Origin of the sequence: Caballeronia sp. LP006 (assembly GCF_031450995.1) — a bacterium.
Taxonomy (GTDB): Bacteria; Pseudomonadota; Gammaproteobacteria; order Burkholderiales; family Burkholderiaceae; genus Caballeronia.
Genome location: NZ_JARTVW010000005.1, coordinates 1,305,743 through 1,318,263, shown reverse-complemented (window position 1 = coordinate 1,318,263; position 12,521 = coordinate 1,305,743). Strand labels below are relative to the sequence as shown.

Below are 12,521 nucleotides of genomic sequence, written 5' to 3'. Positions count from 1 at the left end.
ACGCTTGGTCGCCGTCGCATCCGCATTCTGAATGGTCTGGCTTTCTTTTGACTTAACCTCTGCCCCAAGCCGAGGAGCAGGCCGACCAAAACCACGCCGGGAGTGCGTTTGAGCAGCGACGAAGGCAACACATAACGCAAGAACCGAACCGCCCGTGCTTACCCTGTGTTGGGTAGACGCCGTCTGTGGAGACAAGGCGCTTGCTGGGCGGCGAAAAACATCGTCCAATCGTGGCTATCACTAACAATAATGAGCGCCGATGCAATGCACTACGCCGCCCCGAAGCCGAACGCCCGTCTGCCCGGCTGTTCTCGCTTGAATCCGCGCGCGGCGTGAGCCAGCGTAGCCGAGAACGCGATGAACAAGACCCTCCTGCACCGACTGATCGCGCTCCTCGGATTCGCGCTGCTCGGCCTTGCGTGCTGGATCGCGGCCGGCTTGCTGTCGGACCGAATGGTACAGCAGGAAATGACGGGCACGGTGCGCACCGAACGACAAATGGCGGCATCCATCGTCGACAACATGGCGCAGGTCATCGCAAGCGATCTCGCGATGTCGCGCGCCATTCCCGCCACGCTCGCACAGGTCGAGCTCATGCAGCATGCGCTCGCGCAATCGCGGGATTATGCCTCGAACCCCGCGGGCTCGGAAAGCGAACGGCGCGCCGAATGGACCGCGCGTCCCAATCTCGCGAAGGTCAACCGGTTCCTCCATGACGCACAGGGCTTCTCCGGCCTCGATTCCATCTGGCTCATCAACGACCAGGGCTACTGCATTGCATCGAGCAATTCGGCGGACGACAACAGTTTCATCGGCTACAAGATGAGCGCGCGCGGCTATGTCGCGCGGGCGCTGCTCGGCGGCTTCGTCGAGATGTACGGCGTCGGGCGGCTTTCGGGCGATCCGGGCATCTACATCGCCGCGCCGATCTACGACGACGGCATCCTCGTGGGCGCGGTGATCGCCAAGGTGAGCATCGACCGGTTGCGGCATTGGGTGTCGCGGGCCGGCACCTTCGTCACCGATGAAAACGGCGTCGTGGTGATGGCGCACGACGGCGCGCTCGAGTATCAGGCCATGCCCGATGCGCCCGTCGCCCAAATGACGCCGCGCGAGCGGCTCGAACATTACCGGCGCGAGGACTTTCCGCCGTTGCGCGTCGCGCATGTCGGCGATCAGATGCGCGCGGCCGAGCACTGGCTCGCGCCGACGCTCGCGGAAACCTTCTACGCGACCAACGGCAGCAGCGTGCCCGCGCTCTACGACGAGCGCACCGGGCTGAATTCGGGGCTGTCGGCGCACATCGTCCATCCGCTCACGAGCTGGCCGGAGATCAGCCGCAACCACAGCCGCGACCGCGTGCTGGTGTTCCTGACGATGCTCGGCGTCGTGACACTCGCTATCGTGATCGCCATCTCGTATTCACGCGAGCGCCGTCTGCATCGCGCGACGCGCGACCTCGCCGAGCAGTTGCAATCGGCCAATACGCTCTTGTCGGCCGAAGCGCGCCACGACGCGCTCACCGGCGCCCTCTCGCGCCGCTACTTTCTCGACACGCTGCGCCACGAAGTGGAACTCGCGCGCTCGGTCGGCACGCCGTTGTCGCTCGCCATCGCGGACCTCGACCACTTCAAGCAGATCAACGACCGTTACGGACACGCGTCCGGCGACCGCGCGCTCGAACACTTCGCCGAAGTGTGCCGCGCGCAGTTGCGTCCGAGCGATGCAGTCGGCCGGCTCGGCGGCGAGGAATTCGGCATCCTGCTGCCGCAGACCGCGCTGGCGGACGCGCAGGCCGTGCTGGAGCGGCTGCGCAAGCGCTTTCATCACGAGCATTGCGCGCATCTTCCCGACGAGGCGGTGTTGTCGGTAAGCATCGGGATTACCGAACTCGCTGCCGACGATGCGCTCGAATGGATTCTCTCTCGCGCCGATCTCGCGCTCTACGAGGCGAAATCGCGTGGTCGCGACCGCAGCGAAGTGCGCCCGGCCGATCCCCCGCCGCCCGCGCGCTATCCCGAGAACTCGCTGATGGGCAAGTAAGCGCGGCATGGCTTGGGAAGGCATCTCGTCGCGCTCGACGGCGGGCAGGTATCATCGACGTTCGATATCGAATGACGCCGCCGTCACGGGAGAAATGCATGAAGGGAAATCTGGTCATCGTGTGCCGCGATCAGGACGCTGAAACGTTCGACCAATTGCTGGCCGAGTACGGCTCGTTCCAGACGCGCCTTTCTTCGACCACGTGGTTTCTGAAGATCGCGCTTGCGCCGGAAGTCATTCAGGAGGAAATTCTCGCTCGGCTTGGCAAGTACACCACGCATTACATCTTCGAGGCTTCGACGGTGACTTACAACACCGTGGATAGTGAAGCGGCCTCGGCGCTGGAAACGTTGTTTGATTGACGTGGGGCATGGATTAATGCCGCCTGGCCTTGAAACGTTGTTCCATTGACGCGGGTTTAGTAAAGACGCCTCCGGACTTTGATTCGGAGGCGATTTTGCTTTCTCGATGCAGGTTCAGCGCTTCGGACGTTGAGCATCGTCTGGCCTACTTCGAGCTACACACGAACACGGCCCGACACTGAAACATCGTTCCATAGACATTGGCGCAAAACAAAACGCCTCCGTTTCGATGCGGAGGCGTTTTGTTTTCAGCGCGACGAAAGCCGACGTGCGCGGTTCAAAGAGAAGCACGCTCCTCATGCTGCGCTCCCACGCGCCTTTCGCTCGTCGGCTGCGTGGCGACATCGAACGGGAAGGTCATGACCACCTGCAACCCGCCCGCAGGCTGATTGCCGACCTCGCATTCCCCACCCGCGCGCCGTGCGAGCCGTTCGACGATAGCCAAACCGAGGCCGCTATGTCCGCTGCCGCCGCGCGCCGGATCGAGCCGCACGAACGGCCGGCTCGCCTTGATGAGATCGTCCGGCGCGATACCCTTGCCGTGATCCGAGACGGTTAGCACCCAGCCCTTTGCCGCGCGCCGTGTCGCAATGACGATGGGCGCCGCGCCGTAGGCATGCGCGTTATCGAGGAGATTCGACAAGAGCCGGTCGAGCGTTGCCGCGGGCAGCACGAAATTCGGCCCGGCTTCCAGGTCGAGCCGAACCGGTTCCGCGGTCGGCGACACCGCGCGATACGTCCGCGCGATTTTCTCGCACTGCTGATCGACCGAAACGGGCTCGCTGCCATCTGGCCGGTCGTGCGCGAATACCAGGAACTGATCGACGATATGCGCCATGGAATCGACATCGCGCACTACGCCATCACGCACCTTGGCGTCGTCCATCATCTCGGCGCGTAGACGCAAACGCGCGAGCGGTGTCTTCAGATCGTGCGCGACGCCTGCGAGCATCACCGCGCGATCGTTCTCGGTTTGCGAGACTTCACGCACCATCTGATTGAAGCCGTGCGTCAGTTGCCGCAACTCACGCGGGCCGCGTTCGGGAACGGGCGGCGTCGGCTGACCGCGACCGAAACGCCCGACCGCTTGCGCCAGCGAGCGTAATGGGTATTGCAACTGCCATGCGCCGAAGAGCGCGGCGAGCACGGCAGTCGAGAAAATGAGCGCGAGCCACAGCAGCATGCGGTCGCGGGAGCGCGGCGGCCGCAACGGCTGCACCGGCACGACGATCCAGCCGGCGTCCTTCGCGCCATGCACCCACACGCTCGGCGGCGCGCCGGGTTCGTTCAGGCGAACATCGGTGCCATCCGGCAGACGGTCTTTCAGGTCTTCGATGAAATGAGCGAGCGGCGGCGGCGTGTCTTCGTCGGGCGTTCGGGGCACTTCCGGGCTGTTGAGCGGAAAGATGCGCACGCGCGGCGGCAAGGGTTGATCGGGTGTGTTGGCCATGTGCTGACGCACGGCATCGACGAGAAATGCGGTTTCCTCGACGGCAAAACGCGTCTGCACGTTGTCGCGCTCGAAGCGGATGATGGCGAACCAAGCGACATGCGACAGCACCAGCATGCCGATGACGATGACGACCAGCCGCCCGAACAGCGTGTCAATTGCCCGGCGCATTTTGCTCGCCGTCCGGCACGAACACGTAGCCGCGCCCGCGCACCGTCTGAATGAAACGCGGCGCGGATGGATCGCTTTCCAGAATGCGCCGCAGACGCCACACCTGCACGTCGATACCACGGTCGGTGCCGTCGTATTCCGGTCCGTGCAGCAGTTCGAGCAGACGCTCGCGCGTCAGCGTGCGCATAGGGTTGTTGACGAAAATCTTCAGAAGCGCGAATTCGCTGCCGGATAAGGTGATCGGCCTGTCGTCCTGTTGCAGCGTGCGCGACTGGAAGTCGAGCCTGAAGCGCCCGAACGAATACGGCTCGCGCTGTTCCGGCGCGGCCGATGGAATGGTGCGGCGGCGGCGCAGCACGGCTTGCACGCGGGCAAGCAATTCACGCGGATTGAACGGCTTGCCGAGGTAATCGTCCGCGCCGAGTTCGAGACCGACGATGCGGTCCACGTCGTCCGCGCGCGCGGTCAGCATGATGACGGGGATGTCGTCGCCCGATGCGCGCAGCTTTCTGAGCGCGGTCAGGCCGTCGACGCCCGGCATCATCAAGTCGAGCACGATCAGATCGGGGCGCTCGCGCTCCAGCCGGCGTTCCAGCGAACCGGCGTCGTGCAGCACCGAAACCTCGATGCCCTGCCGGACCAGATAGTCGCGCAGAAGGTCGCGCAGTTCGGCGTCGTCGTCGACGACAAGTATTTGCGTAGTCATGGCTGAAGTTTAGCGCGTGAGACGTAACCGTTTGCCCGCAAGGATGCCGTAAAGGGTTACGGGGTGTTACCGCGAAAGCATCGCGTAAACCTGCGTAATAAGCAGCGACCGTGTCGTAACACGCCACGCGGCGCAAGCCTCTACGCTGTGTCTCACCGACAAGCGCAAAAGCCTGGACGACCTTCTCGGAAATACCGTCGCAAGCGGCTTCGACGTTTCGGCATCGACAATCAATCAGGGAGTCTCACAATGGGCAAGCAATATCGCATTCTTACTGCCGCCGCCACTGCAATTGCACTGACATTCGGCGCCACGGCTTATGCCGCCACCAGCGACGCGCCTCCCGCGCCGCCGCCCGGCGGTCCCGCCATGATGGGTAGCCCCGGCGGCCCTGGCGGTCATCGCATGGAAGAGCGGATGAAGAAGCAGATGGAGCAGCTTCATAGTCAGCTCAAGCTCAACGCAGATCAGGAAAAGCTCTGGCAGACCGCGCAGGACACCATGAAGCAGAACCGTCAGGCGATGCGCGAGAGCCACCGTCAGATGCACGAGCAGATGAAGTCGCTGGAGCAGCAGCCGATTCTCGACCTGAACGCCATGAACGCGGCGCATCAGAAGATCGAGCAGCAGAACCAGCAGTTGCGCGAAGGCACCACGACCGCATGGCTCAACTTCTATAACTCGCTGAACGATCAGCAGAAGACCACTGTGAGCACGGCGCTTAAGAAGCACTTTGCGAAGATGCGCGAGCACGAGCACAAGATGCACGAACGCTGGGGCAAGCGTGATGGTCAGCACGGCGGCCCGGGCGCCGGCGCGCCGGCTGGCGCTTCGGGTACGACGAAGCCCTGAGTTTCGTGGAGCGATGCCCGCCGTCGTGATACGGACGGCGGGCGTTTATGTTCAAGCTCTGCGTTCGCGCGAGCTGGTAGCATCATGCTGCTCTTAGCTTGAGACGCGATGTTGCGCGTCAAAAAAAACCGCGAAGCGCTTTGGGCGCTTCGCGGCTTTGCGTTGCATGGATCTTCTAATCTACGGCTCTCCGGCACTCAACGTCCGCGCGAAGCATCCGCAGCGCCCGATCACCCTTCGTCGACCTCAAGCCAGATCGAACAACAGCACTTCCGCGCCTTCACCGCCTTCGACCGTGACTTTCGACACATCCTCGATCTTCGCGGCATCGCCGGCTTTCAGCGCTTCGCCGTTCACCAAAACCGCGCCGCGCGCCACGTGCACGTACACGCGCCGGCCAGCGGGAACATCGAAGTCCGCGCGCTCGGCGCCGTCGAAAAGGCCCGCGAAGATGCGCGCATCAGCGCCGATTTTCACCGAGCCTTCATCGCCTTGCGGCGAGGCGATCACACGCAGACGGCCGCGCTTTTCCTCATCGCCGAAACGCTTTTCTTCGTAGCCCGGTGCGTTGCCTTGTGCATCCGGAATGATCCAGATTTGCAGAAAGTGGGCCGTCTCGCTGGGCGAACCGTTGTACTCGCTATGCCGAACGCCCGTTCCCGCACTCATGCGTTGCACGTCGCCCGGGCGGATGGTCGAACCGTTGCCCATGCTGTCGCGGTGCGCCAGCGCGCCTTCCAGCACGTAGCTCACGATCTCCATATCCCGATGCCCGTGCGTCCCGAAACCCTGTCCGCCCGCGACGCGATCTTCGTTGATTACGCGCAACGCGCCGAAGTGGACGTGTTCCGGATCGTGGTAGTCGGCAAAGGAGAAGCTGTGGTACGAGTCGAGCCAGCCGTGGTTGGCGTGACCGCGTTCACTGCTGCGGCGAATCTCGAACATGATGTGTGCTCCCGTTGAATACGTTGAAATGCGATGGACAGAATGTAAGGGTGTCCACCCCGTCAAACAACGGGCACGCGGGCACTACACCGTCTCGCGCATGAGGGTAATCGGATGCCTCCGCTTCTCACCCGCGCATCTTCCGGCTTCGGGTAAAATACCGCGCTTTTCAGGCGGCCCTGTGGCCAGAGCCGGTCGGGAAAGCCCGTGAAGGCGCGTCTTTCGGCGTCCGCCAACGGCGACCGCCAATTTTGGCCACCTAGAATACGCGCACCAAAGGCGTCATCTCCCGGAGCCCGAACCCCGCGCGCGGCGCGCGTCACGTTCGCAGTTTCCGGCACGTCGGGCACCTTTACAAGGAACCACCATGTTGCAAGGCTACGGTCCGCTGATCCTCGCGGGCACCTGGCAGACCGTCAAGCTGGCGGTGTTGTCGCTCGCGTTCGCCTTCGTGATCGGGCTGATCGGCGCGGCGGCGAAGCTGTCGAAGAATCGAATCGCCTCGGGCGTCGGCACCGTCTACACGACCTTGATTCGCGGCGTGCCCGATCTCGTGCTCATGCTGCTGCTCTTCTACAGCATCCAGATCTGGCTGAATCTGCTGACGGATGCCCTCGGCTGGGATCAAATCGATATCGATCCATTCCTGGCCGGCATTCTCGTGCTCGGGTTCATCTACGGCGCGTATTTCACGGAGACGTTTCGCGGCGCGTTTCTCTCGGTGCCGCGCGGCCAGCTCGAAGCGGGTGCGGCTTACGGCATGACGCCCTGGCAGACGTTCACGCGCATCATGTTTCCGCAGATGATGCGCTTCGCCCTGCCCGGCATCGGCAATAACTGGCAGGTGATGGTCAAGGCGACGGCGCTCGTGTCGATCATCGGTCTCGCGGATGTCGTCAAGGCCTCGCAGGACGCCGGCAAGGGCACGATGCGTTTCTTCTTCTTCACGCTGCTCGCCGGCGCGATCTACTTGGCCATCACCACGATCTCCAATTTCGTGCTGATCTGGCTCGAACGGCGGTATTCCATCGGCGTGCGCAAGGCTGACCTCTGATAGAGCCTGTCGGTTAAAAAAGAACGGCGGAATCCATGATCCAAATCATCCAGGAATACTGGAAGAACTACCTCTTCACAGACGGCTACCGCATCACCGGTCTCGCGATCACGATGTGGCTGCTGGTCATCTCCATCGGCCTCGGCTTTTGTCTTTCGATACCGCTGTCGGTTGCGCGCGTCTCGAAGAACAAATTGCTCTCGCGTTCGGTGTGGCTGTATACGTACGTGTTTCGCGGCACGCCGCTCTATGTGCAGTTGCTGCTCTGCTACACGGGCCTATACAGCCTGCAGGTCGTGCGCGATCACATGCTGCTCGCCGACTTTTTCAAGAGCGGCATGAACTGCACGCTGCTCGCCTTCACGCTCAATACCTGCGCGTACACCACGGAAATCTTCGCCGGCGCCATCAAGGCGACGCCCTACGGTGAGATCGAGGCCGCGCGCGCGTATGGCATGTCGTCGTTCACGCTGTATCGGCGAGTGATTCTGCCTTCGGCGCTGCGCCGCGCGCTGCCCTACTACAGCAACGAGGTGATCCTCATGCTGCACGCGACCACCGTCGCGTTCACGGCGACCGTGCCGGACATTCTCAAGATTGCCCGCGATGTGAACTCGGCGACGTATCAGTCGTTCGAGGCGTTCGGCATTGCGGCCCTGCTCTATCTCGTCATTTCGTTCGCGCTCGTGTGGCTCTTTCGCCGCGCCGAGTATCGCTGGCTCGCGTACCTGCGGCCTCAAGGCAAATAAGTGGGCTGTTGAGCCGCAAGGACCCGTTCATGAATTCCAAGATGCACAAGCTTTTCGTCGACGACATCCACAAGCAGTACGGCAGCAATGAAGTGCTCAAAGGCGTTTCCCTCAAGGCGAATGCGGGCGATGTCATCAGCATCATCGGCTCGTCGGGTTCCGGCAAAAGCACGATGCTGCGCTGTATCAACTTCCTTGAACAGCCTAACCAGGGGCGCATTTTCGTCGATGGCGCCGAGCTGCGCACGCTGAAGGACAAGCACGGCGCGCTGAAGGTAGCCGACCAGAATCAGTTGCGCGAAATGCGCTCCAAGCTCTCGATGGTGTTTCAGCACTTCAACCTGTGGTCGCACATGAACGTGCTCGAGAACGTCATGGAAGCGCCGGTGCACGTGCTCGGGCTCACGAAGAAGGAAGCGGAGGATCGCGCGCGGACCTATCTGGAGAAGGTCGGCCTCGCGCCGCGCGTGGAGAAGCAGTATCCGTCGCATCTGTCGGGCGGCCAGCAGCAGCGTGTGGCAATTGCGCGGGCGCTTGCCATGCATCCCGATGTCATGCTCTTCGACGAACCCACTTCCGCGCTCGATCCGGAACTCGTAGGCGAAGTGTTGAAGGTGATGCAGACGCTTGCCGAGGAAGGCCGCACGATGGTCGTCGTAACGCACGAAATGGCTTTCGCGCGCAATGTGTCGAATCACGTGGTGTTTCTGCATCAAGGGCGCATCGAGGAGGAAGGCCAGCCGGATATCGTGTTCGGCAGCCCGAAGAGCGAGCGGCTCAAGCAGTTTCTATCTGGCAGTCTCAAGTAAGTCCTTTCCCCTTCCCTTCCTTTCTAAAAGCGCCCGTGAGGCGCTTTTTTTTCGCCCTCGCCAAGCGGGTCATGCCTTATCGGTAAGCTTTTCTCGCACTAGCGCTGCCGTGCACGTCCGTCAATAGGCGTGAAACCCGACTCCAGACGCGCTCCGCAACTGAAGCCTTATGCCACAAGGCTTTGCGGGCGATTTCCCAAGCTATGGGTAGTACACCTACCACATTGGCATTGCGTTTTTGACACAATCCTTTGCAAAACGTCAATTTTCTTTGGCGCTCATGACGTATTTTGATAGATTGCTACTCAAAGTAACAAAACGAACCGCAAAAAAAGTAGTTTTACTTCAAAAGATAAGAAAACGGAGGCAGACGCCCATCGACGGATCGGCGTCGGCATCGCGCACACGAAGCGCGACTCGCCCACGAGGATCATCGCCCTTGCGTGTCCTTCCTCCAAAAACGATTTCCGGTTGGATGCGCTCGCATCGAACCACACGGCAGCACTTGGGTTCCATTTATTGACAGGGTTGGAGGAGATGATGAAGAAAGCTTTGCTCGCGGCAGCAGCACTGCTGACGTTCAGCGCGGTGGCTCAGGCTCAAAGCAGCGTGACGCTGTATGGTCGCCTGGACGCAGGGCTTGAATATATGAACGGCGTGCCGACAGGCACAGGTCCCGGAGGCCAGGCCACCGGTTCCACCCACCGTTTCCGCGCGGAAAGCGGCGACTGGGGCACGAGCTTGTGGGGTATGAAGGGCGTCGAAGATCTGGGTGGCGGCTATCGCGCCGTGTTCCAGTTGGAAGGCAGCTTCAACACCATGACGGGTCAGGGCCCGGGCAACAACGGCATCTTCAATCGCTGGGCAACCGTCGGTGTCGCCAACAACCAGTTCGGTACGCTCTTGCTGGGCCGCGAACTGTTCATCGCGAACGGCGTGTGGGACTTCGATCCGTTCGGCCAGTCGAACTGGTCGTCGGCATCGCTGGTGCGTGGTCGTAACTGGCCGCAATCGAGCAACAACATTTCGTACCAATCGCCGAAGTTCGCGGGCTTTGACTTCTACGGTCAGTACGCGCTGTCGAACGCGACGAACTTCAACGGTAACGGCACGACGCCGCAAGGCCGCGAAGGTGGTGCTTACATCACCTACACGACGCCTCTGTTCCAGATTCGCGGTATGTACGATGAAATCCGCAACCCGGGCAACGGTCTGCTCGGCGGCGCGTACAACGCGGTCAACGGCGGCGCGGCAAACGCGGATCAAAGCAACGGCAACGGCGTCTACGCTTACTCGCGCGAGTACACGGCGATGTTCAACGTGTTCCTCGGTCAGTTCAAGATCCAGGGCGCTTACCAAGCTATCCGCTCGTCCGGCATGACGGGTCAGTTGCCCGGCCAGCCGACCACGCTCGACCACGAATGGGGTGGCGTGACGTGGCAAGCCACGCCGGCCGCAGCCCTTATCGCGGCGGTGTATCACGTGAACGGCAACAACGGCGCCGGCAACGCGAACATCTACACGATCGGCGGCTCGTACAACCTGTCCAAGCGCACCTTGCTGGACATCCAGGTGGCAACGGCGCAAAACAGCAAGGCCGCGAATTACGGTCTGAATGCCAACAACTACGGCACGGGAACGGCAACGGACAATCCGCTGCCGGGACACAGCCAGACGGGCGTGTATGCAGGCATCCAGCACTCGTTCTAAGCAACGAGGCTGAACAAAGAAAAAAGCTTCATCGAGTTTTCACGCTGCTGCGAGAGGCGCGTATCGGTGCGGTGCCCGAAAGGGTATCGCACCGTTTTTTATTGGGGCGATGAATGCGCTCGCCTTCGCGACATTAAGTATCAGATTGACAAACAAAACGACAAAAAGCTGGATTCGAAAAAAGTAGTTCTCCTTCAAAATTCAAACATCTGACGATTGATCTTCATGCAACAGGTGAGGATCGGTTGCTCGGTTCTGTAGTTTGAATTCAAAAAGGAGTGTTGGGGGATGATGAAGAAGTCTTTGATCGCGGCTGCCGCCTTGTTGTCATTCAGCGCCGTGAGTTTCGCGCAGAGCAGTGTCACGCTGTTTGGCCGTCTGGACGCGGGCCTCGAATATATGAACGGCGTGCAAAACGCCGCCGGAAGGGATCGGCCAATCGCTTCAGGGCCGAAAGCGGCGACTGGGGCGCGAGCCTGTGGGGTATGAAGGGCGCAGAGGATCTCGGCGGCGGCAATCGCGCCGTGTTCCATCTGGAAGGCAGCTTCAACACCATGAACGGGTCGGGTTCGACCGCCGGCATCTTCAATCGCTGGGCGACGATCGGCGTCGAGAACGATCGATACGGCACCTTCCTGCTCGGCCGCGAACTGTTCATCTCGAACAGCGTGTGGGACTTCGATCCGTTCGGCCAGTCGAACTGGTCGTCGGCATCGTTGGTGCGCAGTCGCAACTGGCCGCAATCGAGCAACAACGTTTCGTATCAGTCGCCGAAGATCGCGGGGTTCGACTTTTACGGCCAGTACGCGCTGTCGAACGCCACTAGCTGGAACGGCAACGGTTCGACGAAGCAGGGACGTGAGGCCGGTGCCGCGATCACCTATACGGCCCCGCTCTTCCAGATTCGCGGTCTGTACGATGAAATCCGCAATCCGGCTAACGGCACGCTTGGCGGAAGTTACGCGGACAGCAACGGCGTCTACTCCTACTCGCGCGAGTACACGGCGATGGTCAACGTGTTCCTCGGCCAGTTCAAGATTCAGGGCGCGTATCAGGCAATCCGTTCGTCGGGCATGACGGGCCAGTTGCCCGGTCAGCCGACCACGCTCGATCACGAATGGGGCGGTGTGACGTGGCAAGCCACGCCAGCCGCGGCGTTGATCGCGGCGGTGTATCACGTGAACGGCAACAACGGTGCGGGCAATGCGACCATGTATTCGCTGGGCGGCTCGTATAGCTTGTCCAAACGCACGTTGCTCGATCTGCAAGTGGCCACCGTGCGCAACAGTAAAACAGCGAACTACGGATTGAATGCCAACGACTTCGGGTCGTCGCCTGGAACGGACAACCCGCTGCCCGGGCGCAGTCAAACTGGCGTGTATGCGGGGATTCAGCACTCGTTTTGAGTGAAAAGCTGAGATGCGGTGCCGTAAAAAAGCATCGCATCGTCCTGGAGAGGCGAGCTAGCCTTACATCGTCTTGTATGTGACACCGCGTTGCGAGCGCTTCGGCTAGCCTCGCGACGCTTTTGAAAATGGAGTTCGCAGCGTCAAGCCGACAAAGCCGCATACGAAAAAGCGCCTCCATGAAAAACACCCCAAAGGCTGGATCGATGTCCAACTTTTGGGGTGCAGTTCATTCTTCGGCGCCTTTTTTCAATCGAACAAGAC

The 12,521-nt window shown here is 61.2% G+C and carries 10 protein-coding genes and 1 pseudogene; 8 read left to right on the top strand and 3 right to left on the bottom strand.

Annotation, left to right across the window (positions count from 1 at the left end; genetic code table 11):
• The first annotated feature begins 357 nt into the window (after window positions 1-357).
• Window positions 358-2,043, top strand: a complete 1,686-nt coding sequence (locus P9250_RS22795; protein WP_244827443.1) for a diguanylate cyclase — start codon at window positions 358-360, stop codon at window positions 2,041-2,043.
• 98 nt (window positions 2,044-2,141) lie between these two features.
• Entirely contained in the window at window positions 2,142-2,405 is a 264-nt protein-coding gene (locus P9250_RS22790) for a hypothetical protein (protein WP_244827442.1), read from the top strand.
• 277 nt (window positions 2,406-2,682) lie between these two features.
• On the opposite strand, the gene P9250_RS22785 is transcribed toward P9250_RS22790, so the two are convergent.
• Entirely contained in the window at window positions 2,683-4,026 is a 1,344-nt protein-coding gene (locus P9250_RS22785; protein WP_309961163.1) for an ATP-binding protein, read from the bottom strand.
• Entirely contained in the window at window positions 4,010-4,732 is a 723-nt protein-coding gene (locus P9250_RS22780) for a response regulator (protein WP_244827440.1), read from the bottom strand. The genes P9250_RS22785 and P9250_RS22780 overlap by 17 nt, the downstream gene beginning before the upstream one ends.
• Before the next feature lie 249 nt (window positions 4,733-4,981).
• Here P9250_RS22780 and P9250_RS22775 point away from each other — a divergent pair, with 249 nt between their 5' ends.
• Entirely contained in the window at window positions 4,982-5,584 is a 603-nt protein-coding gene (locus P9250_RS22775) for a periplasmic heavy metal sensor (RefSeq protein WP_310395323.1), read from the top strand.
• A 246-nt stretch (window positions 5,585-5,830) separates the two neighbouring features.
• Here P9250_RS22775 and P9250_RS22770 read toward each other — a convergent pair whose 3' ends face one another.
• Complete coding sequence (locus tag P9250_RS22770) at window positions 5,831-6,529, bottom strand: pirin family protein (protein WP_250463968.1); 699 nt, start codon at window positions 6,527-6,529, stop codon at window positions 5,831-5,833.
• A 367-nt stretch (window positions 6,530-6,896) separates the two neighbouring features.
• Between P9250_RS22770 and P9250_RS22765 the strand changes: the two genes are divergently transcribed.
• The 5 genes and pseudogenes from P9250_RS22765 to P9250_RS22745 all read left to right on the top strand — a co-directional run bounded on the left by P9250_RS22765 (window position 6,897) and on the right by P9250_RS22745 (window position 12,257).
• Complete coding sequence (locus P9250_RS22765) at window positions 6,897-7,583, top strand: ABC transporter permease (protein ID WP_244827437.1); 687 nt, start codon at window positions 6,897-6,899, stop codon at window positions 7,581-7,583.
• A 35-nt stretch (window positions 7,584-7,618) separates the two neighbouring features.
• Window positions 7,619-8,332, top strand: coding sequence for an ABC transporter permease (locus P9250_RS22760; protein WP_244827436.1), 714 nt, complete (start codon window positions 7,619-7,621; stop codon window positions 8,330-8,332).
• Between the two features lie 29 nt (window positions 8,333-8,361).
• Window positions 8,362-9,141, top strand: coding sequence for an ABC transporter ATP-binding protein (locus P9250_RS22755; protein ID WP_284503036.1), 780 nt, complete (start codon window positions 8,362-8,364; stop codon window positions 9,139-9,141).
• A 540-nt stretch (window positions 9,142-9,681) separates the two neighbouring features.
• Window positions 9,682-10,851: a porin gene (locus tag P9250_RS22750; RefSeq protein WP_244827992.1), complete on the top strand. Its 1,170-nt coding sequence runs from the start codon at window positions 9,682-9,684 to the stop codon at window positions 10,849-10,851.
• Window positions 10,852-11,142: 291 nt separating this feature from the next.
• Window positions 11,143-12,257, top strand: a pseudogene (locus tag P9250_RS22745) (porin).
• Window positions 12,258-12,521: the final 264 nt, after the last annotated feature.